Raw genomic sequence first — 21,918 nt, 5'->3', positions numbered from 1 at the left:
TGCGACTATAGCCCCCCGCCCGCCAGCGCGTCTATCGCGCCCTGCAGGATTACCGCCGCGGCATGGCTGTCGATCCTGTCCGCGCGCTTCGCCCGGCTCATGTCCTGCCCGATCATCGCCGCTTCGGCGCTCGACGTCGACCAGCGCTCGTCCCACAGCAGCACGGGCAGATCGAGCGATTGGGCGAGGTTGCGCGCGTAGGCGCGGCTCGCCTGCGCGCGCGGCCCTTCGCTGCCATCCATGTTGCGCGGCAGCCCGATCACCACGCCCTTGATCGACCGCTCGGCAACGATGGCGCGCAAGGCCCCGCAATCCTTGGTGAACTTGCTTCGCGCGATGGTCTTCCCCGCGGTCGCATAACGCCACCCCGCATCGCAGGTGGCGACACCGATCGTCTTGGTGCCGAGATCGAGACCGAGCAGCGCGCCGCCATCGGGCAGCGCGTCGCCGTAGGTCAGCGCATTATCGGTTACGATGCCCGTGCCGCCGTCCATGCCTTCACCCGCGCGATGACGTCTTCCTGCAGGTTCTTCCAGAACAGCGGGATGTCGTAGACGTGGTAGTTGCCGCCGGGCAGCACGCCTTCGCCCAGTTCGGGCGGGTCGCCGATGCGCAACAGGCCGCGCGCGTCGCAGCGGGCCGGAACAGCCTTCGCCACCAGTTCGGCGGTAGCGAGGTCCCCGCTCGGCACCAGCGTCCCGAGGTTGGCCGAAGCATCGGCCGAACCGCCGCTGGTACCGGTCAGCGGGTTGACGCAGACGATCGGGTCCTCCTCGCCGCGCGCCTCGCCATCCAGGCCCGGCGTGGCGGCGTAGCGGCGCAGCAATTGGCCGGGATCGCCGTCTTCGGCAAAGCTTGCGTAGGCGACGAGGCATGCGGCCTGGTTTGGAGTCGCGCAGGCTGGCACGGGGAGGGCGGGAAGGTCGTGCTCGACCGAGATCGGCCAGCCGGGTGCGTAGACGGCGGCGATGCGCGCCTCGAGCGGAGTGCCCGCGACCTTTTCGCGCAGCAGGCGCAGGATGTGCGTCGAACCCTGGCTGTGGCCCGCGAGCACGATCGGCTTGCCCTCGTCGACGCTCGAAAGGAAATAGTCGAACGCCTGCGCGACGTCGGCATAGGCGGCATCGATCGCCATGGTGGCTTCGGGCTTGTCGGTCAGGAAGGCGCCGACCGCTGCCTGGCGGTACTTGGGCGCCCACAGCTCGTCGGCCCGATTGAAGGGACTGGCGAGCCCGCGCAGGAAGACCGCGGCGAGCCGGTCGGTATCGGCATCGTTCAGCGCCGCGTTCCAGTCGCCCAGCGCCCCCTTGGTATAGCTGGTCGGGGGCACGAAGAAGACCGCGAACTTCGGCAGCTCGTCGGGCTCCGCGGCTTCGCCGGTGCGTGATCCGAGCGTCGCGGTGGGGGCGGGTGCACCGAGGCTTTGCTCGGCGGCGGGGGCCTCGGGCGAAGCGTCCTGCCCGGCAGGGTCGGGCGCGCTCTCGGCGACCGCGGGCTGGTAGCGCGCGGGATCGCTCGGCCCGATGCCGGGGCGCGAATACCACATGCCCGGGTCCTGATAGGCATTGTCCGCCAGCGGTTGCTGTTCGACGAATTCGCCGCGCGGAACGAAGGCGATCTCGGTCGCCTCGCGCGACCAGATCGACAGGGCGATGGCTGCGGCGATGACCAGCACGATACACACCGCCACGAAATAGAGGAACTTACGCGCCATTGCTGACAGCTTCTCCCGATTGGTTTTCGTCCGCCTGTTCGGCCCGACGCTCGAGCGCGACTTTGATCATCGCCAGCAGCGGATCGGCGAGAAACAGGCCGAGAATGCCGAACAGGATGCCCATGATCAGCTGGAAGGCGAGCACCAGCGCCGGGGCCAGATCGACCGTCTTCTTGGCGATCATGGGAATGACGATATAGCCGTCGAAGTTCTGGACGAAGAAATAGACGAAGATAGTGTAGATCCCCATCTCGACTCCGCCCGAAAATCCGACCAGCACCATCAGCGCGCCCGAGATGATCGCGCCGAGATTGGGGACGAAGGCGAGCAGTCCCGTGAGAATCGCGAGCAGGGCGGCCATCGGAACCGCACCGATACCGACCAGCGGGGCAACCACCCCGAGCATGACATAGGTGAACAGCGCTTCGACCACCATGCCGAGCAGACGCCCCGCCATCAGCCGCCGCATGGTCTGGCCCATGCGCGCGGTGTTGACGTAGAACCGGTCGCGATGTTCGCGCGGAAGCATCCAGGCGACCCCGCGTTCGTAGAGCTGCGGATCGACCGCGACATAGATCCCGATCACAACGATCAGCAGCATGGTGGCCGCGCCGCCCAGAATTCCGCCGAGCGCCTTGGTGACGGTGCTGATCCCGCTGCCGATATTGCCGAGGTAGTTCTGCAGCTGCGACTGGTCGATCTGGAATCCCTGCGAGCGGGCCCAGGCGAACAGCTCGCCCAGCTGGCGCTCGATGATGGCGGGAAACTGCGCGGCTTCCTGCGAGATCGTCGAACCGGCGAAATAGACGAGCCAGAGCATGAAGGCGGTCGTGGCAGCGAGGACGATCGCGACACGCCAGCTGCGCCTGATGGAAAGCGCGCGGCCGAGCAGGCGAGCGCCGCCGTCGATCATCGAGGCGAAAACCATCGCCCCGAAGATCACCAGCAGCGGGCGTGCGATCCATACCGCCAGCGCGACCGTGCCGATCACGGTGACCCACACGATGGCGCGCGACATTTCGTGGCGGATACGCGGGTTGTTGATCCGCGAGGGGCTGGTGCCGAGATCCTGGTTGGTGCTGCCCTGTGTCTCGTCGGCCATGCGCGTCCCCTGCTTCAGAGCCCTAGCGCTCGGGAGCGGCTTTTCGTTCCGCGATGGCCGGGCGCAGCGTCGACCATGCCCGTCCCTCGCGCAGGCTGGTCCACCAGCTGATCGGGTTCAGCGTGGTCGTGCCGTCGAGCGAGAAGGTGATGAATTCGGCCCGTCCGCCGATGTTCTCAAGCGGTACGGGGCCGAGCAGTCCGCGCGAATTGTCGAGTTCGCGGCTGTCGGCCGAGTGGTCGCGATTGTCGCCCATGACGAAGACGGCGTCGTCGGGCACGGTGATCTCGGGGAAGTTGTCGAGTTCCTGGTTCTGGTGGTCGATCACCAGATAGGTGGCGCCATTGGGCAGCGTTTCGCGCAGAACGGGCACGCGGCAGACACGCTTGCCGTCGGCGGTCGCAGCACGGAAATCGTCGAATCCGAAACCGTCGCAGCGCGAGTTGGCATCGAGCGGCAGGTCGAGCGCGGGTTCGACCTTCTGTTCGACCGGCGTGCCGTTGAGAATGATCTGGCCGTTGCGCACGGCGAGTCGGTCGCCCGGCAGGGCCACGACCCGCTTGATGTAATCCTCGTCCTTCTGGGGATGCACCGGGATGACGATGTCGCCATATTCCGGGGTCCCGCCGAACAGCCGCCAGTGCCCGCGCGGGGCGAGATGGAAGCTAATCGAGCTCCAGTTCCAGCCATAGGGATACTTGCTGACGATCAGCCGGTCGCCGACCAGCAGATTCGGCATCATCGATTCCGACGGGATGTAGAACGGCTTGGCGACGAAGCTGTGGAAGGCGAAGACCGCCAGCAGCATCAGTGCGAGGCCGCGGATTTCCGCGATCCAGTCGACCTTCTTGTCGGATTCGGTTTCGGGAGACTTGTTCACTGCCGTGGCGCCGGTGGTCACTTGGGTAGGGCCTCGATGATGACATAGGCCTGGGCCCATGGATGATCGTCTGTGAGGGTAAGATGAATGCGCGCCTCATGGCCCTGCGGCACCATTTCCGCAAGCACGATCGCCGCGCCGCCGGTGAGCGCCAGAGTCGGCGCGCCCGATTTCGCGTTGACCACGCCGATGTCCTTCATGAAGACGCCGCGGCGAAAGCCGGTGCCGACCGCCTTGGAGAAGGCTTCCTTGGCGGCGAAGCGCTTGGCGTAGGTGCCGGCGATGGTGAAGGGGCGGCGCCGTGCCTTGGCGCGTTCGATCTCGGTGAAAACGCGGTGTTCGAACCGCTCGCCGAAGCGGTCGAGCGAATTCTGGATGCGCTCGATGTTGCAGAGGTCCGAGCCGAGGCCGATGATCATGACGTCATTTCCATGCCAGCAATACGAAGGCGATCGTGAGCGACCAGAAGCCGATGGCATGCGCTGCGGCCCGCTTCGTCGCTGGGCCAATCGCACCGCTCGTCATCTGCGCCTGAGCCACGCTCAGGCCGACGATCTGCACCCCGCACGCGACGATGGCGAGAGGCAGCGCCCAGGGAGGAGCGACGCCGAAGAAGAATACCGCGTAAAAGGACACGAAAAGCCAGTAGGCCAGGGGCACGACAGCCGCGATAAAGGCGAACCAATATGCCCAGGTGCTCGCTTGGGTGGCTTGTGTCACCGCGCCTCGTCCATCAGCTGGCGCATCCGGTGGACCGCCGCCTCGAGCCCGACGAACACCGCCTCGCCGACGAGATAGTGACCGATATTGAGCTCGGCGAGTTCGGCAATCGCGGCAATCGGCTTGACGTTGTCATAGGTGAGGCCGTGGCCGGCATGCGGTTCGATCCCCATGTCGCGCGCCAGCTTCGACATCGCCGCGATGCGCTCGAGTTCCTTCGCTTCGCGATCCCTGTCGCCGTCGAGACCGGCATGGGCATATTCGCCGGTGTGGAATTCTACCACCGGCACGCGCAGGCGCTCGGCGGCGTCGAGTTGCCGCTCGCTGGCCTCGATGAACAGCGAGACGCGGATGCCATTGTCCGCCAGCTTCGCCACGATCGGCGCGAGTTGGTTGTGGAGGCCAGCGGCATCGAGCCCACCCTCGGTGGTGCGCTCCTCGCGCTTTTCGGGGACGATGCAGGCGGCATGCGGCTGGTGCGCCAGCGCAATCGCGAGCATTTCCTCGGTTGCGGCCATTTCGAGGTTTAGCGGCAGGTCGGTCGCCGCCTGGATGCGCTTGAGGTCATCGTCGCGGATGTGCCGCCGGTCTTCGCGCAGATGGGCGGTGATCCCGTCGCCGCCGACCGCCGCGACGATTTCCGCCGCGCGCACCGGGTCGGGATGATCGCCGCCGCGCGCGTTGCGGATGGTGGCAACGTGGTCGATATTCACGCCCAGGCGCAGGGGGTGGCTCATCGGCAAGCCACCACGCCGAGCACATCGTACATGGGCCCGCTGCCTGTCCAGATCTCCCCAAAATCGAATTCGCCGTTTGCCGTGACCAGGGCGAACATTGTGCCGTTCTGAGGGAGAATTATGTTTCGAACCTGATACTTGCCGATATTGCCGCGTCGCTCGACGATCTGCAAGGGCACGTCGCAACCCAGCGGTGCTTCGAACACCCATTGTCCCAGCGCCATGTAGCCAAGCTGCGGCTCGCCGTTCCACAAGACGGCCCGCGACCTTTCGCTCAGGAGAGTTCCGTCGAGCAGGGCCGCATCGAAGCGGATGATGTCCGAAACCGGCCCGACCAGCGCGCCTGCCGCACCGTATCGGGGCAGTTGCTGCGTGAAATCATCCGACATGGCGGCAATCTCGCGCATTTCGTCTGCACCTAGGAAACGCGTTCCGCGCAACCCGGCAGGCTCGGCAATCGCATTGCGGAACAGATCGTCCAGCGTCTGTCCGCCGACCCTCTCGAGCACCGTGCCGAGCAGGACGTAATCGCAATTGTTGTAGCGCCAGCCCTCTTCGGGCGGCGAGGCGCGGCCCTGCAGACACCACGACAGACCGGTCGGCCCGTCCGTATAGAACGATGGTACGCCGTCCTTGTCCGGCTCGGAATCATCGGAATTTCGCAGGCCCGAACGATGCTGGAGCAACTGCCGGATCGTCGGAGAAGCGACGTTCCCTTCGGCCTCGGCGATGTAGCGCGCGACCGGCTCGTCCAGCCCCAGCTGCCCGGCTTCGACCTGCTGCATGACCATTACCGCGACCACCTGCTTGGTGACCGAAGCCCATGGCCATGGCCGTTCTGCGCCATCCGCCATCCCGATCGACCTCGTGGCCGTGCCCAGACCCGACTTGGTGACCGCGTACTCGCCACTAAAACCGGCATTCTCAAGAACATGCTCGACGGAGCGGAGACGCGCCTCGAGCGGGTCGGGAAGCGGAGCCGACAGATTGCGACTATCCGGCACCTGCTGGGCGCAGCTCGCCACCGCAGTGGCGGCCAGCAGGGCATGAGCCCACTTCAAGCCTTGCGGCTCCCGGGCTTGGTCACGTCGATGGCCGCTAGTTCGTCCGGTATCTCGCCTTCGGCGTAGGTCGGGAAGTTGATGTCGACCAGCGGGAAGAAGGGCACGCCGAGGTCGGCCTCGCCGTTCGAGCGGTCGACCAGTGCGACTTCGGCGATCACTTCGCCGCCTTCGCGCCCGACGGCCGCGATCGCCTCGCGGCTGGAGAGGCCGGTGGTGACCACGTCTTCGACCATCAGGACCTTGGCGCCCGCTTCCAGCCGGAAACCGCGGCGAAGGTGGAATGTCCCCTCGGGCCGTTCGAGGAACATCGCATCCTTGCCCAGCGCGCGGCCCATTTCCTGGCCGATGATGATCCCGCCCATCGCCGGGCTGACGACCACGTCGATCTGGCTGCGGATGTCGCGTGGGATCTTCTGGGCGAGCGCGAAGGCGAGGCGTCCGGCGCGCTCGGGGTTCATCAAGACCCTTGCGCATTGCAGGTAGTGGCCGCTGTGGCGCCCGCTCGAGAGCTTGAAGTGGCCTTCGAGCAGCGCTTCGCTGGCACGGAACTCGTGGAGGATTTCTTCGTCGGTCATGGTGCTTGCGTCCAAAGCGCCTCGCGCGCGTTTGCGCAAGAGGCAAAGGCGCTTGCACATTTTTATCCGCCACCCGCTTGAGGCTGGCGCAATCCCTGCCTATAGGGCGGGCGCAATCGGGCCCTGCCACAGGGGCGTGTTCCGCCGTGGACGCGGGATTCGCAAATGCGGGACGCCCGGATCGAGACACGACACGAAAGAGTGCCAAGACGATGAAAATTCTCGGCTCCCTCAACGGGTTCCACCGGATTGTAGCCAGCCTGGCGATGGCCGCGATGCTGGCTTTCGGCGCACCGGGCGCGATGGCGCAGGATGCCGCCGACGCGACGGCGACCGCGCAGCTCGAACAGACCGCGCCGGCCGCCGACGCCGAAGCATCGAGCGAGAATGCGGCCCCCGCTGCTGCAGCCGGTTCCTACACGCCGATGAAATCGACTCCGGGCAAGGGCATGCCGGTCGACGGCGGTATCAATGTCCAGCCGCAGTTCTCGCCGATCGGCCACCAGGCCAATGCGCTGCACCATGGTCTCGTCTGGGTCATGGCGATCATCAGCCTGTTCGTCCTGATCCTGTTCGTGATCGTCGTGGTCAAGTTCAACAAGCGCGCCAATCCGGTGCCTTCGAAGACGAGCCACAACACGCTCATCGAGGTGATCTGGACCGTGGTGCCGGCGCTGGTGCTGCTGGGCATCGCGATTCCGTCGATCGGCCTGCTGAGCGCGCAGTACAAGACGCCGCCCAAGGATGCGATCACCATCAAGGCGACCGGCTATCAGTGGTACTGGGGCTATTCCTACCCCGACAACGGCGACTTCGAAGTCGTCTCGAACATGCTGAGCAAGGACGAGGCCGACGCCAGGGGCGAGCCGCACCAGCTGGCGGTCGACAATCGCATGGTCGTGCCCGCCGGCGTGCCGATCCGTCTGCAGACCACCGCTGCCGACGTGATCCACTCCTTCGCCGTGCCGAGCCTGTGGTTCAAGCTCGACGCCGTTCCCGGCCGTCTGAACGAAAAGCTGCTCTTGATCGACGAGCCCGGCGTCTATTACGGCCAGTGTTCGGAACTGTGCGGCGCGCGCCACGGCTACATGCCGATCGCGGTCGAGGCGCTGCCGATGGATCAGTACAACGCCTGGGTCCTGGCGCAGGGCGGCACGGTCGCCGGCGCCGCGGACGCGGCTCCCGCGGCTGCACCGGCCGAGGAACCGGCAGGCGCCGAAGCCGATGCGGCCCCCGCCGCGCCGGCCGCTTAAGATAATCGTTTAGCTCGAGAGTACAGCACGATGGCAACCACCGCCGACCACTTCGAGGCCCACCACGAGGTCCATGCGCACGACGCCGATCACAAGCCCGGCTTCTTCGCGCGCTGGTTCATGTCGACCAACCACAAGGATATCGGCACGCTCTACCTGATCTTCGCGATCATCGCCGGCATCGTCGGTGGCGCGATTTCGGGCATCATGCGCTGGGAGCTCGCCGAGCCGGGTCTCCAGGTCCTCAACCAGGTCGCGCCCTTCTTCGGTGCCGATCCCTCGCAGATGGACCAGAACCTCCACATGTGGAACGTGTTCATCACCGCCCACGGCCTGATCATGGTCTTCTTCATGGTCATGCCCGCGATGATCGGCGGGTTCGGCAACTGGTTCGTGCCGCTGATGATCGGCGCGCCCGACATGGCCTTCCCGCGGATGAACAACATCAGCTTCTGGCTGACCGTTGCCGGTTTCTGCTCGCTGCTGTTCTCGCTCTTCGTGCCCGGCGGCACGGGTCCGGGCGCGGGTACCGGCTGGACCGTCTACGCCCCGCTCTCGACCACCGGCAGCCAGGGCCCGGCGGTCGATTTCGCGATCTTCTCGCTCCACCTTGCCGGTGCCGGCTCGATCCTCGGGGCGACCAACTTCATCACCACCATCTTCAACATGCGCGCGCCGGGCATGACCCTGCACAAGATGCCGCTGTTCGTGTGGTCGGTGCTGGTTACCGCCTTCCTCCTGCTGCTGGCCCTGCCGGTTCTCGCGGCCGCGATCACCATGCTGATCACCGACCGCAACTTCGGCACGACCTTCTTCGATCCGGCGGGCGGCGGTGACCCGATCCTCTACCAGCATCTGTTCTGGTTCTTCGGCCACCCCGAAGTCTACATCATGATCCTGCCGGGCTTCGGCATGATCTCGCAGATCGTCTCGACCTTCAGCCGCAAGCCGGTCTTCGGCTACCTCGGCATGGCCTATGCCATGGTCGCGATCGGTGTCGTCGGCTTCGTCGTGTGGGCGCACCACATGTACACCGTCGGTCTCGACGTGAACACGAAGATGTACTTCACCGCGGCGACCATGGTCATCGCAGTCCCGACCGGCGTGAAGATCTTCAGCTGGATCGCGACGATGTGGGGCGGCTCGATCGAGTTCAAGAGCCCGATGGTCTGGGCGATCGGCATGATCTTCCTGTTTACCGTCGGCGGCGTGACTGGCGTCTACCTCGCCAATGGCGGCGTCGACGACGTGGTCCACGACACCTACTTCGTGGTGGCGCACTTCCACTACGTGCTGTCGATGGGTGCGGTGTTCTCGCTCTTCGCGGGCTTCTATTACTGGTTCCCGAAGATGAGCGGCAAGATGCACTCCGAGCTGCTGGCCCACCTGCACTTCTGGGGCTTCTTCATCGGCGTGAACGTGATCTTCTTCCCGCAGCACTTCCTCGGTCTGCAGGGCATGCCGCGCCGCTATCCGGACTATGCCGATGCCTATGCCTACTGGAACGAGATCAGCTCGCTCGGCTACGTCATCATGGCGGGATCGATGATCTTTTTCTTCATCAACCTCGTCTACGCCTTCACGGCGGGCAAGAAGGTCGGCGACAACCCGTGGGGTGCCGGTGCAACGACGCTCGAATGGAGCCTGTCGAGCCCGCCGCCGTTCCACCAGTTCTCGACCCTGCCGGTGATCGAAGATCATCATACGGCTCACGATCACCTGAGCGATCCCAAGCCCGCGTAACGCGAGCGGTCGAAAGACTGGACAGAAAAGAGCGGCCGGTCCCATGGTGGACCGGCCGTTTTTTCATGTCCGAGGGGAATGAGCCAATGCCGCGAATGCGCACGATCGATACGGGCGAGGTCAGCCTGCGCTGCGCCGTGGAGGGCGAAGGGCCGCTCGCCATCATGGTCCATGGCTTTCCCGAAAGCTGGTACAGCTGGCGGCACCAGATCGGCCCCGTCGCGGACGCCGGTTTCACCGCCTGCGCCATCGACGTGCGCGGCTATGGCGGCTCGGACAAGCCCGAACCGGTCGACGCCTATGCAATGGAGCACATCGTCGGCGACCTCGTCGGCCTGCGCCGGGCGCTTTCCCCCGACGACAAGGCGATCCTCATAGGGCACGATTGGGGGGCGCCGATCGTGTGGAATTCGGCGCTCACCCATCCGGAGGATTTTCGCGCGGTGGCCGGGCTCTCGGTCCCCTTCGCGGGTGTGCCCTCCAGGCCCTTCACCGAGGTCTTTCGCGAGCATTTCACCAGCCAAGGGCGGTTCTTCTACCAGGAATATTTCCAGGAACCCGGCGTCGCCGAGGCCGAGGCGGAGAAGGACCCGCGGGATTTCGTCGAGCGGATGATGTACTCGATCAGCGGCGACGTGCCGCCGGGCGATTATTGGAACAAGCCGCACGGCGCGAGTTTCCTCGAAGGGCTGCCCGATCCCGAACCCGTTTCCTGGCTCACCGAGGACGACCTCGATTTCTACGAAGCCGAGTTCAAGGCATCGGGCTTCCGCGGCCCGCTCAACCGCTATCGCAATCACGAGGCGGATTATGCCTGGTTGCAGGGCTGGGCGGGCAAGCTGATCGAACAGCCTGCCCTGTTCATCGGCGGGACGCGCGATCCGGCGACCTTCCTGTTCGGCGCGGTTACCGACCCTGTGGGAATGATGCGACTGTTCGCGCCGCAGGTTGAGGGCCATATCCTCGAGGGCGTCGGCCACTGGACCCAGCAGGAGCGCCCGGACGAGGTCAATCGCATCCTGATCGATTGGCTGGCGCGGCTACGGTTGCCCGCTTAACGCGCTTGATGTCTGCTATTGGGGTGGAAAGCGGACATTGCTTTGGTTGAGCATTTCGCGGAAAGTGCTGGCTATGTTCCGCTTCGCCACCCTGGTTCTCCACGCGTTGGCCGCTTTGGCTGCTTGTGGTCCGGTCGCGCAACCGGAGAGCAATCGAACGGTCGCAGCATATGAAGTTCCGCTCCCTACTTCTGAGGACAAAGAGCAATTTTTGGCGTTGCTGGCGGAGGTCGGAGAGGCCGAAGGCTACCACGTCGACGCGGCAACTCGGACCGAACTAGAGGCCATGTCCGAAGTGTCACCTATTACGTTCAACGCATCAGTATGGCGAGGCGATGACGAGGAACTAATGGCATCGGCCATGGACTTTCAGGATCGGATCGGACGCGTTTGGATTTCATTTCCGAGGGGCCAAGACCCAAGTCGCTCAAATCAATTTCGTGAAACGTTGATGCAGAGGATCAATCTTGATTGGCCCGCAACCGCCTCATTGCCAATCATGCCGAGTGGCACAATCCCTCTGACTCAGGACCTTGTGCGCACACCCTCGGGCTACGAAGTGCGAGCCAGCGCTGCATCAAAATATCAGCAATCAGAGCCTTAGCGGAACGTCCGCTATCGGGTCGTTAGCGGACTTCGATGAAAGGGCGGCACACCCTTCGCATTTTCCTACATGCCCGGTGATGTGGTAGGCTCCCGTCGATGGCAGCAACCATGCCCCTTCTCCCGCCTCATGCTCGGGAGCGTCAACACCGCGCGTGCGCTCCGATCACGGAAAGCGCAGCGACCGTCTGCCGTTTTGGCGTATACTTCGTGTCACCTTTCGCGCCCGCTTCCCCTTTGACGCCGCCGTGGCTATAGGCGCGGCCATTCCCCGATGAGCGATTCCACCACCTCCTTAGCCCTGCCTGCCGACTGGCGCGATTTCTTCGCGCTGACCAAGCCGCGCGTGATGAGCCTGGTGATCTTCACCGGCCTGTGCGGCCTGCTCGCCGCACCCGGCAGCATCCATCCCGTGCTCGGCTTCACCGCCATCCTGTGTATCGCCCTGGGGGCGGGCGGGGCGGCGGCGCTCAACCAGTGGTGGGAAGCCGACCTCGACGCCGGCATGAAGCGGACCAGCAAGCGGCCGCTTCCTGCCGGACGGCTGCAGCGCACCGATGCGCGCGATTTCGGCGTGCTGATCTCGGCCGCCTCGGTCGTGATCATGGGGCTGGGCGTCAACTGGCTCTCGGCCGGGATCCTGGCCCTGTCGATCCTCTATTACGCGGTCGTCTACACCATCTGGCTCAAGCCGCGCACGCCGCAGAATATCGTGATCGGCGGTGGGGCGGGGGCCTTTCCCCCGCTGATCGGTTGGGTCGCGGTGACCGGCCACATCACGCTGATGCCGGTGCTGCTGTTCCTGATCATCTTCATGTGGACGCCGCCACATTTCTGGGCGCTCGCGCTGTTCGTGAAGACCGATTACGCCAACGTCGGCATCCCGATGATGCCGGTGGTCAAGGGCGAGAAATCGACCCGCCGCCAGATCTTCGCCTATGCCGTGCTGCTGGTCCCGGTCGCCGCCGCGCCATGGTTCATCGGCGGGACGAGCTATGTCTACGGCATTGCGGCGCTCGCACTGTCGCTTGCCTTCCTTGCGCTTTCGCTTCCGGTCGCTTTCCGGCAGACCGGGGAGACCGACACGATGAAGCCCGAGAAGCGCCTGTTCGGCTTCAGCATCATCTACCTTTTCGCCCTGTTCGCCGCATTGGTGGTGGACCGGGCGCTGGCCCACAACGGATGGATCGCATGACCCCCGAAGAAGAAGCCGAATACCGCCGTCGCCAGAAGAGCCGCAACCTCGTGGTCGGCGGCATCCTGCTGTTTCTGGCGGTCCTGTTCTACGTGATTACCATCGCACGGATGTGAGGCCCGACATGAGTGTATCGACCCTCGACATGCGCAAGAACCGCACCGCCGTGTTCGCCGTGCTGATGGCGCTCGGCATGCTCGCGCTCGGCTTTGCCGCCGTCCCGCTCTATCGCATGTTCTGCCAGGTAACCGGCTTTGCCGGTACGACCCAGGTCGCCAGCGAAAGCGACGCGGCCGAGGCCGCCCGCTTCGCCGACAGCGCAGGTGCCCGCACCATCTCGATCCGCTTCGATGGCAACACCGCCTCGGACATGCCCTGGACCTTCCATCCGGAGCACCCCACCGACACGGTCACCATCGGCCAGCGCGACATGGCGATCTATATCGCGAAGAACAATTCGGACCAACGCATCACCGGCACCGCGACCTTCAATGTCGAGCCCGAACAGGCCGGTCCCTATTTCAACAAGATCCAGTGCTTCTGCTTCACCGAGCAGGTGCTCGAGCCGGGGCAGCAGGTGCGCATGCCGGTGCTCTACTACGTCGATCCCAAGGCGCTCGACGACCCCAATATGGAAGGGGTGGAGCAGATCACCCTCTCCTATACTTTTCACCGGGCGCTGGATTTAGCCGAGTAGCCCCTAGACCCGCGCGCAATGGCGCATTAAGGGCACCCGCAAAGCGAAACCCAGGACGCGAGTACAATGGCTGGCAACGTCAATCACGAATATCACATCCTCGAACCCGATATCTGGCCGCTGATCGGCTCGATTTCGGCGCTGACCTTCACCAGCGGCATGGTTCTGTTCATGCACGAGATGGCGAGCGCGCATCTCGTGCTCGGCCTCGGCATCGCCGGCCTCATCGCGACCTTCTTCAGCTGGTTCTCGAACATCGTGAAGGAAGCGCAGCGCGGCGATCACACCCCGGTGGTGCAGCTGCACATGCGCTACGGCATGATCCTGTTCATCGCTTCGGAAGTGATGTTCTTCGTCGGCTGGTTCTGGAGCTGGTTCGATTTCGCACTGTTCCCGAGCGAGCTGTCCGACGTCGTCGGCGGGGTGTTCCCGCCCAAGGCGATCGAAGCGGTGATGGATCCGTTCAGCCTGCCGCTGCTCAACACGCTGATCCTGCTGTGCTCGGGCACCACCGTGACCTGGGCGCACCACAGCCTGATCCACGGCGATCGCGAAGGTCTCAAGAAGGGCCTGTGGCTGACCATCGTGCTCGGCGCGCTGTTCACCGCCATCCAGGCCTATGAATACGCCCATGCGCCGTTCGGCTTCGGCGGCAACACCTACAGCTCGGCCTTCTACATGGCGACCGGGTTCCATGGCTTCCATGTGCTGGTCGGCACGATCTTCCTGATCGTCTGCCTCGTGCGCACCTACAAGGGCCACTTCACCCCGCGCCAGCACTTCGGCTTCGAAGCGGCTGCGTGGTACTGGCACTTCGTCGACGTGGTGTGGCTGTTCCTCTTCGTCACCGTCTATGTCTGGGGCGGGTGGGGCGCAGCCATCCACTGATGTCTTCGGACAATCCCGAAACACGCGAAGGGCAGCCCGGCACCGAGACTTCTCTGGCCGAGGCTGCCCTTCTCGGTTCGTGCCCCCGCTGCGGGGCCAAGACGATGTTCGGCGGCATGCTCGCCTTTTCTGACAAGTGCGACGCCTGCGGGCTCGACTATACGCGCTTCAACGTCGGCGACGGTCCTGCCGCGCTGGTAACGCTCGTCGTGGGTACGATCACCGTGGGGCTGGCAATCTGGGTGCAATTGTCGTTCGAGCCGCCGTGGTGGGTGCATGCGCTGCTGTGGGTACCGTTGACCGTCGCATTGGTGATCGGCGGCTTGCGCGTGACCAAGGCGTGGCTGCTCGCGAGCGAATATCGCAACGATGCCCGCGAGGCGGGCAGTAAGGACCTGTGATGCGCTTTCCGCTCATAGCCAGCGTCTTCGTCGCCGGCGCGGTGGCCACAATGATCGCGCTCGGCATCTGGCAGCTGGGCCGCAAGGATGAAAAGGAAGCGCTGATCGCGCATGCCGAACGGGCGCTGACGATCCCGACCGAGGTCGACTATCCGCGCGATCCCGCCCGGCGCGACGCGGTGCTTTATCGCCGCACGTCGGTCACCTGCCTTTCCGCCAGCGGAGCGACCACCGTGGCGGGCACCAGCCAGCGGGGAGAGAAGGGGGTGGCCCAGCGCGTATCCTGCGCGCTTGCCGGTGGGGAGACGGCCACCGTCGACCTCGGATTTTCGCTTGATCCGGCGCCGATCGCCTGGAGCGGCGGGCAGGTTCGCGGGATCATCGCGCCCAATGGCCGGATCGTCGCGACCGATCCGCCGGAGGGGCTCGAACCGCTCGCGCCGCCGGACCCGCGCGACCTGCCGAACAATCACCTCGCCTACGCCGGTCAGTGGTTCTTCTTCGCCTTGACCGCGCTGGTGATCTACCTCCTCGCGCTGCGTCGCAGGAGTCGAGGCTAGGCTATCTGTACATGCCCTCGCGCAGGTTGATGCCGTATTCGACCCAGGCCTTGAGCGCCGCGAGCATCTGGCTCCAGCCCATGCAATTGCCATAGCTGCCCTTGAGGCCGCTCTCGGTCTCGCGCCAGCCTTCCTCGGCGATCTCCACCAGCGTTCGCCCGGCGTCGCCATCGACCGGCTTGAAAGTCATCGTGACCGTGACATTGTAGTCCGCGTCGGGTTCGTTGGCCTTCCATTCGAGCACGATCCGTTCGTCGGCCACGACCTCGATCACATCCACTGGAAAAGCGCCTGGAAAATCCTGGAAATCCCACATCACCGTCGCACCTTCCTCCAGCCGCCCCTGGGCGCCTCCGGTGGTGAAGTAGCAGGACAGCTTTTCCGGGTCGGCGACTGCCTCGAACACCTCGTGAGCGGGTTTGGCGATGTGGGCGAAGACGCAATATCTGAGTTCCATGGGCGGCTCCTCTTGCCGAGCGATTCTTTATGTTATAAAAAGCTAACATGTCAACCGAAGAGCAGTTCGACCGAGTGTTCAAGGCGCTGGCCAATCCGGTCAGGCGGGCGATCTGCGACGCGATCCGCCCGCGCCCGCTGACCACCAAGCAGCTCTGCGTGGAATTTCCCGCGCTCGACCGGACCACGGTGATGATGCACTTGCGGGTGCTCGAGGAAGCGGGGCTGGTGGTCCCGGTGCGCAAGGGGCGCGAGCGCTTCAATCACCTCGACGCCATGCCGATCCACCATATTCACGAGCGCTGGATCGGCCCCCATGCGGCGCAGGCGGTGCAGGGGCTGGCGCGCCTCAAGCGCGGCCTCGAAACGGCCGACGACAAGGAAAAGCAACCCACCGACTAGGCCGGCTTGCTTGCCCGCACGGACGTCGCCCGCTAACCGCGTGTCGCGATGAAATACCTCTCCACCCGCGGCAGCGCGCCTGCGCTCGATTTCGCCGGCGTCACGCTCGCCGGGCTGGCCAGCGATGGCGGCCTCTATGTGCCTCAGGAATGGCCGCATTTCTCGGCCGAGGAGATCGCGGCGATGCGCGGCCTCCCTTATCCCGAGCTCGCCGCGCGCGTGATGCAGCCCTTCGTCGGCGACTGCCTGACACCCGAAAAGCTGCGCGAACTGACCTCCGAAGCCTATGCCCGCTTTGCCCACAAGGCGGTCACACCGCTGGTACAATTGACCGAACAGCAGTGGCTGCTCGAATTGTTCCACGGGCCGACGCTCGCCTTCAAGGATGTGGCGCTGCAATTGCTCGGCCTGCTGTTCGAGGAATTCCTGTCGCGCGAGAACGGCACGCTGACGATCGTCGGGGCGACCAGCGGCGATACCGGCAGCGCGGCGATCGATGCGGTGGCGGGGCTCGACCGGGTCGAAATCTTCATGCTCCACCCCAAGGGGCGGGTGAGCGATGTCCAGCGTCGCCAGATGACCACGGTGCGCGCGCCCAACGTCCACAACATCGCGATCGACGGATCGTTCGATGACGCGCAGGCGATGGTGAAGCGCATCTTCGCCGACGAGAGTGTGACCGCCAAGCATCGCATCGGCGCGGTCAATTCGATCAACTGGGCGCGGCTGATGGCGCAGGTGGTCTATTATTTCGCCGCCTCGCTGCGGTTGGGCGGGCCCGAACGCAAGCTCGCCTTCAGCGTGCCGACAGGCAATTTCGGCGACATCTTCGCCGGCCATGTGGCGGCGCGGATGGGCCTGCCGATCGAGCAACTGATCGTCGCCACCAATATCAACGATATCCTCCACCGCGCACTGTCGAGCGGCGATTATTCGACCGGCAGCGTCACCCCTACCGCCGCGCCGAGCATGGATATTCAAGTTAGCTCGAACTTCGAGCGGCTGCTGTTCGATGTCGGCGGCCGCGACGGCGCGGCGCTGGCCGAGCAGATGCGCGGCTTCGAGGCGAGCCGGGCAATGCAGCTGACCAATGCCCAGCGCGAGGGCGCAGCGGCGCTCTTCACCAGCGCGCGCGCCGACGAGGCCGAAACCGCGCAGGCGATTCGCTGGGCCTATGAATCCTGCTGCGAGACGATCGACCCGCACACCGCGATCGGGCTCCACGCCGCGCTCCAGGCCGATGTGCCCTCCGATGTTCCGGTCGTCACGCTGGCGACCGCGCATCCGGCCAAGTTCCCCGATGCGGTCGAACGTGCGACCGGCACGCGACCCGCGCTGCCCGCGCGGGTGGGCGACCTGTTCGCGCGCGAGGAAGCCTATACCGAGCTTCCCGGCACTTACGAGGCGGTGCGCGAGCATATCCTGGGGCATGCCGCCTGATGGCGGAGCTGGTTCGCGATCCCGTTCTGATGGTGGGCAAGGGCTGGGATGCCTATCGCCTGCTCGACAGCGGGCACGGCCGCAAGTTCGAGTCCTACGGCTCCTATCGCTTCATCCGGCCCGAACCGCAAGCGATGTGGTCGCCACGGCTCGAAACGTGGGACGCGCATGGCGAGTTCGTCCCCGGCAGCGACGAGGACGGCGGCGGGCGCTGGCAGTATGCGAAGGCGGTGCCCGACGAAGGCTGGGAGCTCGGCTGGGGCGAGGACGCCCGTTTTACCGCGCAATGCACTCCGTTTCGTCACCTCGGCTTCTTCCCCGACATGGCTCCCGTGTGGGAGTGGATGGGCGCCCAACTGGGCGATGCCAGTGATGCAGAGACGATGAACCTGTTCGGCTATACCGGCGTCGGCACGCAGGCACTGAGCCGCTTCGGGCGGGTCACCCATGTCGATGCGAGCAAGAAATCGGTCGCGCAGGCGCGCGCCAATGCCACGCTCGCCGGGCTTGACGACCGCCCGATCCGCTGGCTCGTCGAGGATGCGATGAAATACACCGCGCGCGAAGTGCGCCGCGGGCGACGCTACGACGGGATCATCCTCGATCCACCCAAATTCGGGCGCGGCCCCGATGGCGAGGTCTGGCGCCTCGAAGAGGGGCTGCCCGGCCTCGTTTCCGATTGCCGCCAATTGCTCGACGAAAACAGCCGCTTCCTCTTCCTCACCGTCTACGCCGTGCGGATGAGCAGCCTTGCGCTTGGCGGGTTGCTGGAAGAGGTTTTCGCCGGCATGCCCGGGTCGATCCAACACGGCGATCTCGCGGTGGAAGAGGACGGCTCGGGCCGGCTTCTGCCCACCGCGATCTTCGCGCGCTGGTCCAATCCGCGCTAAGGCGCCCGCCATGACCGATTCGCTGATCCTTGAGGTGGCCGATTTCGAGCACGACGTGCTCACCGGCATCTATTCGGAAGAGACCGGCCGCCCGCAGCCGCTGCGCTTCACCATCCAGGTACGGATGAAGCCGCTGCACCGCTACGATCCGGAGACCTCGCTCGATCATTCGAAGAACTACATGGATCTGAAATTCGCCGCATCGGAGGCGCTGCCCGAAGGCGTGCACTTCAAGCTGATCGAGGCGGTCGCCGATCATGTCTGCGAGACGCTGTTCCTGCAGGACAAGCGGATCGAGGCGGTGACGGTCAAGATCGTCAAGCTCGCCATCGCCGAAGCGGACGAGAAGATCGGCATCACGCTGCATCGCGAGCGGCCCGAATGAAGCGCATCGCGGTCGACGGATTGCCCGACGACCCGCTCGCCGCCGCGGGCGTCTTCCACCAGCACTGGCTGGCGCATGTCGAGAGCGTGCTGGGCCGTGGCGAAGACGTGATGGTGCAAGTCGGCACCGCCGATCACACCCATCGCGAATGGCGTCTCGCCGTGGTCGCCGGGTTGGCGCGCAAGCATGCGCCGCGACGGATCAACATGGTCGCGGGCGAAGGCGACGCGGTGGATGCGACCGAAATCTATCTCGCCCGGGCCTCCGGCGTCACCGGCCAGTATCTCGAGACCTGAGCCGTGGGCGTGCGCATCCTCTTCCTCGGGCCGCTGCGCGATCTCGCGGGCGAGCAGGAGCGCGAGGTACCGGCCCCGCTCGACTGGAGAGGCCTGCTCGCGGCGGTCGGCCCCGAGATAGCCGAGCACCTGGATGACTCCCGCGTTCATGTCGCCTGCGGCGGCAAGGTCCTCGCAGACAAGACCCGGCTCGACGCGCGCGATGGCGACGAAGTCGCGCTGCTGCCCCCGGTCAGCGGTGGCTAGGCTAGCCCTCTCGACCCCGCTCGACGTCCGGCTGCTCGACCGGGGGCTGTCGGTCGGGGAGGCACTGGCGGCTTTCAATGCCGCGCATGGCGAGGCGGGCGGGATCGTCTCCTTCCTCGGCAAGGTGAGGCCCGAAGGCGATGTCAGGGCGCTCGAACTGACGCATTACGAGCCGCTGACTTTGCCCGGCATGGAGGAACTGGCCAAATCCGCGCAGGTGCGCTTCGCGCTGGACGGGGCGCTCGTCTGGCACCGCGTGGGGGTCATGGTGCCGGGCGAGGCGATCGTGCTGGTCGCCGCTGCCGCGCGCCATCGCCGCGGCGCTTTCGCGGCGGCCGACTATCTGATGGACCACCTCAAGTCGGCTGCCTGGCTGTGGAAGCGCGAGAAGCGCGGCGACGGCTGGCACTGGGTCGAACCGCGCCAATCCGACCGTGCCGACCTCGACCGGTGGAAATAATTCGCACTTCTTGATTTCGATCAAGGAATCGCCGCGGCGGCGGGCGCATCGAGGCTCCAGAAAAGGAGCACAGCATGGTCAAGCACTTCACCCGCGAACTGGTCGCAGAGCGGGCCATCATCGTCGAAACGCCCAAAGTCTCGCACGAGGTCGATCGCAGCTTCGAATTGCCCAAGGGCCTCTATGTCGCGACCGTGGCGCTCTATCTCGGTTTCCTCGCGGTGATGGCGGCCGGGCTGTCGAGCCCGGGCCTGATCATCCCGATGGCCATCTTCGCCTTCTTCATCCTCGCCGGCTTCGGCCTGCCGGCGATCTGGACGCGGATGCAGCCGCCGCATCGCAACCGCAACATGAGCTGGTCGCGGCTGGTCAGCCAGGGCATCGCCACGCATACCGGACGCGTCAGCGCCCGCGACGCAGCGGTACAGGTCCTGATCCTGCCGGTGCTGATCTTCTCCTGGGGACTTGTCGCGGTGACGATCGCCGCCTTCGTCTGAAGCGCTTCAAATCGATTGGGGAGTGGCGCGGGGTCGGGCAACCGGCTCCGCGTTGCGCATTTCTGGGCCGTTCAGCGAACCTGCGAGCGAAGTCGTTCGAGCACCGCGTCTTCCTCCGCCACCAGCGCAATGACGCTGTCGCGTGCCGCGGCGATCGGCGCCGGATCTTCCGCCTGGACCGTCGCCGCGGTGAAGAGGATGTCCAGATCGCCGAGCGCGATTGCCGCCGTGCTGCGCGCCGAATCGAGATCGGCCAAAGCGACCTGCGCGACCGCCCAGCTGTCGCTGCCCACACCGCTGCCCGAGGCGGCTGCCACGCGGCTCTCGGCTGCTGGCACCGCGTCGAGGAAGGTCGAATGCGCCGCGCGGGCCTGCGCGACCAGCGTTTCGAGCCGCTCGGCGAGATTCGTGCCCCGGTCCACTTCGACCGAGGGGACATCGAGCTGCGCCGTCTCGACCGGCTCGAAAGTCCCTTCGGCGCGCTCGACCTCGCGTGTGGCGAGCGAAGGATAACGGTCGTCGGACGTGGTGGCGCAACCGGCGAGCAGGATTGCGGTGATCGCGAGAACGGGAAGCTTGCGGAAGGTCATCGGTTTCTCCATATCACGCGCATCGCCGGGCGCCAGCGAGGATGCAAAATTCCTCGCGGCAAGCGTTGACTTGGCCCCTCCTTTCGCCTAACGGCACGCTTCTTTCCGGGGCTGCCACTGGCGGCCTGACGGGCGCGCCGTGCATTTGCAAGAATTCGTCTTGTGGGTGAGGGCACAGCAATTTGAACGAGAGATAACCACCATGTTCGCAGTAGTGCGCACGGGCGGCAAGCAATACCGGGTTGCCGCCGGAGACAAGATCGCGGTCGAGAAGCTGGCAGGCGAAGCCGGCGACACCATCACGCTGGGCGACGTCCTGCTCGCAGGCGAAGGCGATTCGCTTTCGGACGCCGGCAAGGTGACCGTTTCGGCCGAGATCATCGCGCAGGCGAAAAGCGAGAAGGTGATCGTCTTCAAGAAGCGTCGCCGTCACAACTATCGCCGCAAGAACGGTCATCGCCAGCAGATGACCCTGCTGCGCATCACCGATGTCGGCACCGGCTCGGCCAAGAAGGCTGCGCCGAAGAAGGAAGCCGCTCCGAAGGCAGACGCCGCGGAGAAGAAGGAAGCCGCTCCGAAGGCAGACGCCGCGGAGAAGAAGGCTCCCGCCAAGAAGGCTGCGCCGAAGAAGGCTGCTGCCAAGAAGACCGAAGCCAAGAAGTAAGGAGCGCGGACGATGGCACATAAGAAAGCAGGCGGTTCGTCGCGTAACGGTCGTGACTCGGCCGGTCGTCGCCTTGGCGTGAAGAAGTTCGGCAGCGAAAACGTCGTCGCCGGCAACATCCTCGTGCGCCAGCGCGGCACCAAGTTCTATCCGGGTGCCAATGTCGGCATGGGCAAGGACCACACGCTGTTCGCCCTTACCGACGGTATTGTGCGCTTCCACAAGGGCAAGCTCGACCGCAAATTCGTCTCGGTCGACATGATGGCCGAAGCCGCCGAATAACCGGACGCTCCGATAACGGGATCGTCCAAACGGGACGGTCCCAGCCGGGTCCATGATCCGGCAACCGAAGAGGGAGATGGGACCTTTCCGTTGAGGGAAGGGGTCCGTCTCCCTCTCGTC

The 21,918-nt window shown here is 65.2% G+C and carries 30 protein-coding genes; 19 read left to right on the top strand and 11 right to left on the bottom strand.

The window, feature by feature from the left end:
* Positions 1-5 precede the first annotated feature (5 nt).
* From ruvX to pyrE, 9 genes are read right to left on the bottom strand one after another with little or no spacing between them, the layout of a single operon-like run.
* Positions 6-494, bottom strand: a complete 489-nt coding sequence (ruvX, locus tag ACN4E0_RS02895) for a Holliday junction resolvase RuvX (protein ID WP_419565360.1) — start codon at positions 492-494, stop codon at positions 6-8.
* Entirely contained in the window at positions 470-1,714 is a 1,245-nt protein-coding gene (locus ACN4E0_RS02890) for a DUF3089 domain-containing protein (protein WP_419565358.1), read from the bottom strand. The genes ruvX and ACN4E0_RS02890 overlap by 25 nt, the downstream gene beginning before the upstream one ends.
* Positions 1,704-2,816 (bottom strand): AI-2E family transporter, encoded by a 1,113-nt coding sequence (locus ACN4E0_RS02885; RefSeq protein ID WP_419565356.1) that lies wholly within the window; start codon positions 2,814-2,816, stop codon positions 1,704-1,706. Before ACN4E0_RS02885 ends, ACN4E0_RS02890 begins: the two co-directional genes overlap by 11 nt.
* 22 nt (positions 2,817-2,838) lie before the next feature.
* Entirely contained in the window at positions 2,839-3,756 is a 918-nt protein-coding gene (gene lepB, locus ACN4E0_RS02880; protein ID WP_419565354.1) for a signal peptidase I, read from the bottom strand.
* Complete coding sequence (gene acpS, locus ACN4E0_RS02875; protein WP_419565352.1) at positions 3,714-4,115, bottom strand: holo-ACP synthase; 402 nt, start codon at positions 4,113-4,115, stop codon at positions 3,714-3,716. Before acpS ends, lepB begins: the two co-directional genes overlap by 43 nt.
* A 4-nt stretch (positions 4,116-4,119) precedes the next feature.
* Positions 4,120-4,416 carry a hypothetical protein gene (locus tag ACN4E0_RS02870; RefSeq protein WP_419565351.1) on the bottom strand — a complete coding sequence of 99 codons (297 nt, stop codon included), beginning with the start codon at positions 4,414-4,416 and terminating at the stop codon, positions 4,120-4,122.
* On the bottom strand, positions 4,413-5,153 hold the full coding sequence (locus tag ACN4E0_RS02865) for a pyridoxine 5'-phosphate synthase (RefSeq protein WP_419565349.1): 741 nt from the start codon (positions 5,151-5,153) through the stop codon (positions 4,413-4,415). Before ACN4E0_RS02865 ends, ACN4E0_RS02870 begins: the two co-directional genes overlap by 4 nt.
* On the bottom strand, positions 5,150-6,214 hold the full coding sequence (locus ACN4E0_RS02860; RefSeq protein WP_419565348.1) for a serine hydrolase domain-containing protein: 1,065 nt from the start codon (positions 6,212-6,214) through the stop codon (positions 5,150-5,152). Before ACN4E0_RS02860 ends, ACN4E0_RS02865 begins: the two co-directional genes overlap by 4 nt.
* Entirely contained in the window at positions 6,211-6,792 is a 582-nt protein-coding gene (pyrE, locus tag ACN4E0_RS02855) for an orotate phosphoribosyltransferase (RefSeq protein WP_419565347.1), read from the bottom strand. Before pyrE ends, ACN4E0_RS02860 begins: the two co-directional genes overlap by 4 nt.
* A 212-nt stretch (positions 6,793-7,004) precedes the next feature.
* On the opposite strand from pyrE, the gene coxB reads away from it, so the two are divergent.
* The 9 genes from coxB to ACN4E0_RS02810 all read left to right on the top strand — a co-directional run bounded on the left by coxB (position 7,005) and on the right by ACN4E0_RS02810 (position 15,190).
* Positions 7,005-8,045 carry a cytochrome c oxidase subunit II gene (gene coxB / locus ACN4E0_RS02850; RefSeq protein ID WP_419565345.1) on the top strand — a complete coding sequence of 347 codons (1,041 nt, stop codon included), beginning with the start codon at positions 7,005-7,007 and terminating at the stop codon, positions 8,043-8,045.
* A 30-nt stretch (positions 8,046-8,075) separates the two neighbouring features.
* Positions 8,076-9,788 carry a cytochrome c oxidase subunit I gene (gene ctaD / locus ACN4E0_RS02845; RefSeq protein WP_419565344.1) on the top strand — a complete coding sequence of 571 codons (1,713 nt, stop codon included), beginning with the start codon at positions 8,076-8,078 and terminating at the stop codon, positions 9,786-9,788.
* Between the two features lie 86 nt (positions 9,789-9,874).
* The gene (locus tag ACN4E0_RS02840; protein ID WP_419565342.1) at positions 9,875-10,846 is read left to right on the top strand and encodes an alpha/beta fold hydrolase; all 972 of its coding nucleotides are present in this window, start codon (positions 9,875-9,877) and stop codon (positions 10,844-10,846) included.
* A gap of 73 nt (positions 10,847-10,919) precedes the next feature.
* Positions 10,920-11,450: a hypothetical protein gene (locus ACN4E0_RS02835; protein WP_419565340.1), complete on the top strand. Its 531-nt coding sequence runs from the start codon at positions 10,920-10,922 to the stop codon at positions 11,448-11,450.
* Positions 11,451-11,723: 273 nt separating this feature from the next.
* Complete coding sequence (locus ACN4E0_RS02830) at positions 11,724-12,644, top strand: heme o synthase (protein WP_419565339.1); 921 nt, start codon at positions 11,724-11,726, stop codon at positions 12,642-12,644.
* A gap of 124 nt (positions 12,645-12,768) precedes the next feature.
* On the top strand, positions 12,769-13,341 hold the full coding sequence (locus ACN4E0_RS02825; protein WP_419565337.1) for a cytochrome c oxidase assembly protein: 573 nt from the start codon (positions 12,769-12,771) through the stop codon (positions 13,339-13,341).
* 66 nt (positions 13,342-13,407) lie between these two features.
* Complete coding sequence (locus ACN4E0_RS02820) at positions 13,408-14,229, top strand: cytochrome c oxidase subunit 3 (RefSeq protein ID WP_419565335.1); 822 nt, start codon at positions 13,408-13,410, stop codon at positions 14,227-14,229.
* Entirely contained in the window at positions 14,229-14,630 is a 402-nt protein-coding gene (locus ACN4E0_RS02815) for a DUF983 domain-containing protein (protein WP_419565333.1), read from the top strand. The genes ACN4E0_RS02820 and ACN4E0_RS02815 overlap by 1 nt, the downstream gene beginning before the upstream one ends.
* A complete protein-coding gene (locus ACN4E0_RS02810) occupies positions 14,630-15,190 on the top strand; it encodes an SURF1 family cytochrome oxidase biogenesis protein (protein WP_419565330.1) in 561 nt (186 codons plus the stop codon). The genes ACN4E0_RS02815 and ACN4E0_RS02810 overlap by 1 nt, the downstream gene beginning before the upstream one ends.
* A gap of 1 nt (position 15,191) precedes the next feature.
* On the opposite strand, the gene ACN4E0_RS02805 is transcribed toward ACN4E0_RS02810, so the two are convergent.
* The gene (locus tag ACN4E0_RS02805; RefSeq protein ID WP_419565328.1) at positions 15,192-15,647 is read right to left on the bottom strand and encodes an SRPBCC family protein; all 456 of its coding nucleotides are present in this window, start codon (positions 15,645-15,647) and stop codon (positions 15,192-15,194) included.
* A gap of 47 nt (positions 15,648-15,694) precedes the next feature.
* Between ACN4E0_RS02805 and ACN4E0_RS02800 the strand changes: the two genes are divergently transcribed.
* The 8 genes from ACN4E0_RS02800 (at position 15,695) to ACN4E0_RS02765 (ending at position 20,262) form a co-directional block, all read left to right on the top strand.
* Positions 15,695-16,048 carry an ArsR/SmtB family transcription factor gene (locus ACN4E0_RS02800; protein WP_419565325.1) on the top strand — a complete coding sequence of 118 codons (354 nt, stop codon included), beginning with the start codon at positions 15,695-15,697 and terminating at the stop codon, positions 16,046-16,048.
* A 48-nt stretch (positions 16,049-16,096) separates the two neighbouring features.
* Complete coding sequence (thrC, locus tag ACN4E0_RS02795) at positions 16,097-17,488, top strand: threonine synthase (RefSeq protein ID WP_419565323.1); 1,392 nt, start codon at positions 16,097-16,099, stop codon at positions 17,486-17,488.
* Positions 17,488-18,378, top strand: a complete 891-nt coding sequence (locus ACN4E0_RS02790) for a class I SAM-dependent methyltransferase (protein WP_419565322.1) — start codon at positions 17,488-17,490, stop codon at positions 18,376-18,378. Before thrC ends, ACN4E0_RS02790 begins: the two co-directional genes overlap by 1 nt.
* Before the next feature lie 10 nt (positions 18,379-18,388).
* Positions 18,389-18,763 (top strand): dihydroneopterin aldolase, encoded by a 375-nt coding sequence (locus tag ACN4E0_RS02785; RefSeq protein ID WP_419565320.1) that lies wholly within the window; start codon positions 18,389-18,391, stop codon positions 18,761-18,763.
* Positions 18,760-19,059, top strand: a complete 300-nt coding sequence (locus tag ACN4E0_RS02780) for a Rossmann fold domain-containing protein (protein ID WP_419565318.1) — start codon at positions 18,760-18,762, stop codon at positions 19,057-19,059. The genes ACN4E0_RS02785 and ACN4E0_RS02780 overlap by 4 nt, the downstream gene beginning before the upstream one ends.
* A 9-nt stretch (positions 19,060-19,068) precedes the next feature.
* Positions 19,069-19,305 carry a MoaD/ThiS family protein gene (locus ACN4E0_RS02775; protein ID WP_419565316.1) on the top strand — a complete coding sequence of 79 codons (237 nt, stop codon included), beginning with the start codon at positions 19,069-19,071 and terminating at the stop codon, positions 19,303-19,305.
* Positions 19,298-19,765, top strand: a complete 468-nt coding sequence (locus ACN4E0_RS02770; protein WP_419565314.1) for a molybdenum cofactor biosynthesis protein MoaE — start codon at positions 19,298-19,300, stop codon at positions 19,763-19,765. The genes ACN4E0_RS02775 and ACN4E0_RS02770 overlap by 8 nt, the downstream gene beginning before the upstream one ends.
* Before the next feature lie 74 nt (positions 19,766-19,839).
* Positions 19,840-20,262 carry a hypothetical protein gene (locus ACN4E0_RS02765; RefSeq protein ID WP_419565312.1) on the top strand — a complete coding sequence of 141 codons (423 nt, stop codon included), beginning with the start codon at positions 19,840-19,842 and terminating at the stop codon, positions 20,260-20,262.
* 71 nt (positions 20,263-20,333) lie between these two features.
* On the opposite strand, the gene ACN4E0_RS02760 is transcribed toward ACN4E0_RS02765, so the two are convergent.
* Complete coding sequence (locus ACN4E0_RS02760; protein ID WP_419565309.1) at positions 20,334-20,852, bottom strand: hypothetical protein; 519 nt, start codon at positions 20,850-20,852, stop codon at positions 20,334-20,336.
* A gap of 202 nt (positions 20,853-21,054) precedes the next feature.
* Between ACN4E0_RS02760 and rplU the strand changes: the two genes are divergently transcribed.
* Complete coding sequence (gene rplU / locus ACN4E0_RS02755; RefSeq protein ID WP_419565306.1) at positions 21,055-21,516, top strand: 50S ribosomal protein L21; 462 nt, start codon at positions 21,055-21,057, stop codon at positions 21,514-21,516.
* Positions 21,517-21,528: 12 nt separating this feature from the next.
* On the top strand, positions 21,529-21,798 hold the full coding sequence (gene rpmA, locus ACN4E0_RS02750) for a 50S ribosomal protein L27 (RefSeq protein WP_419565303.1): 270 nt from the start codon (positions 21,529-21,531) through the stop codon (positions 21,796-21,798).
* The last annotated feature ends 120 nt before the right edge of the window (positions 21,799-21,918 follow it).

The organism is Qipengyuania sp. (genome assembly GCF_048550555.1).
Taxonomy (GTDB): Bacteria; Pseudomonadota; Alphaproteobacteria; order Sphingomonadales; family Sphingomonadaceae; genus Qipengyuania.
This window is presented reverse-complemented; position numbering and strand designations above follow the sequence as displayed.

Excerpts from the sequence above, each read along its gene's own strand:
- ruvX (WP_419565360.1), bottom strand. The coding sequence starts at position 494 with ATGGACGGCGGCACGGGCATCGTAACCGATAATGCGCTGACCTACGGC.
- ACN4E0_RS02890 (WP_419565358.1), bottom strand. The coding sequence starts at position 1,714 with ATGGCGCGTAAGTTCCTCTATTTCGTGGCGGTGTGTATCGTGCTGGTC.
- ACN4E0_RS02885 (WP_419565356.1), bottom strand. The coding sequence starts at position 2,816 with ATGGCCGACGAGACACAGGGCAGCACCAACCAGGATCTCGGCACCAGC.
- lepB (WP_419565354.1), bottom strand. The coding sequence starts at position 3,756 with ATGGGCCCAGGCCTATGTCATCATCGAGGCCCTACCCAAGTGACCACC.
- acpS (WP_419565352.1), bottom strand. The coding sequence starts at position 4,115 with ATGATCATCGGCCTCGGCTCGGACCTCTGCAACATCGAGCGCATCCAG.
- ACN4E0_RS02865 (WP_419565349.1), bottom strand. The coding sequence starts at position 5,153 with ATGAGCCACCCCCTGCGCCTGGGCGTGAATATCGACCACGTTGCCACC.
- pyrE (WP_419565347.1), bottom strand. The coding sequence starts at position 6,792 with ATGACCGACGAAGAAATCCTCCACGAGTTCCGTGCCAGCGAAGCGCTG.
- coxB (WP_419565345.1), top strand. The coding sequence starts at position 7,005 with ATGAAAATTCTCGGCTCCCTCAACGGGTTCCACCGGATTGTAGCCAGC.
- ctaD (WP_419565344.1), top strand. The coding sequence starts at position 8,076 with ATGGCAACCACCGCCGACCACTTCGAGGCCCACCACGAGGTCCATGCG.
- ACN4E0_RS02840 (WP_419565342.1), top strand. The coding sequence starts at position 9,875 with ATGCCGCGAATGCGCACGATCGATACGGGCGAGGTCAGCCTGCGCTGC.
- ACN4E0_RS02835 (WP_419565340.1), top strand. The coding sequence starts at position 10,920 with ATGTTCCGCTTCGCCACCCTGGTTCTCCACGCGTTGGCCGCTTTGGCT.
- ACN4E0_RS02830 (WP_419565339.1), top strand. The coding sequence starts at position 11,724 with ATGAGCGATTCCACCACCTCCTTAGCCCTGCCTGCCGACTGGCGCGAT.
- ACN4E0_RS02825 (WP_419565337.1), top strand. The coding sequence starts at position 12,769 with ATGAGTGTATCGACCCTCGACATGCGCAAGAACCGCACCGCCGTGTTC.
- ACN4E0_RS02820 (WP_419565335.1), top strand. The coding sequence starts at position 13,408 with ATGGCTGGCAACGTCAATCACGAATATCACATCCTCGAACCCGATATC.
- ACN4E0_RS02815 (WP_419565333.1), top strand. The coding sequence starts at position 14,229 with ATGTCTTCGGACAATCCCGAAACACGCGAAGGGCAGCCCGGCACCGAG.
- ACN4E0_RS02810 (WP_419565330.1), top strand. The coding sequence starts at position 14,630 with ATGCGCTTTCCGCTCATAGCCAGCGTCTTCGTCGCCGGCGCGGTGGCC.
- ACN4E0_RS02805 (WP_419565328.1), bottom strand. The coding sequence starts at position 15,647 with ATGGAACTCAGATATTGCGTCTTCGCCCACATCGCCAAACCCGCTCAC.
- ACN4E0_RS02800 (WP_419565325.1), top strand. The coding sequence starts at position 15,695 with ATGTCAACCGAAGAGCAGTTCGACCGAGTGTTCAAGGCGCTGGCCAAT.
- thrC (WP_419565323.1), top strand. The coding sequence starts at position 16,097 with ATGAAATACCTCTCCACCCGCGGCAGCGCGCCTGCGCTCGATTTCGCC.
- ACN4E0_RS02790 (WP_419565322.1), top strand. The coding sequence starts at position 17,488 with ATGGCGGAGCTGGTTCGCGATCCCGTTCTGATGGTGGGCAAGGGCTGG.
- ACN4E0_RS02785 (WP_419565320.1), top strand. The coding sequence starts at position 18,389 with ATGACCGATTCGCTGATCCTTGAGGTGGCCGATTTCGAGCACGACGTG.
- ACN4E0_RS02780 (WP_419565318.1), top strand. The coding sequence starts at position 18,760 with ATGAAGCGCATCGCGGTCGACGGATTGCCCGACGACCCGCTCGCCGCC.
- ACN4E0_RS02765 (WP_419565312.1), top strand. The coding sequence starts at position 19,840 with ATGGTCAAGCACTTCACCCGCGAACTGGTCGCAGAGCGGGCCATCATC.
- ACN4E0_RS02760 (WP_419565309.1), bottom strand. The coding sequence starts at position 20,852 with ATGACCTTCCGCAAGCTTCCCGTTCTCGCGATCACCGCAATCCTGCTC.
- rplU (WP_419565306.1), top strand. The coding sequence starts at position 21,055 with ATGTTCGCAGTAGTGCGCACGGGCGGCAAGCAATACCGGGTTGCCGCC.
- rpmA (WP_419565303.1), top strand. The coding sequence starts at position 21,529 with ATGGCACATAAGAAAGCAGGCGGTTCGTCGCGTAACGGTCGTGACTCG.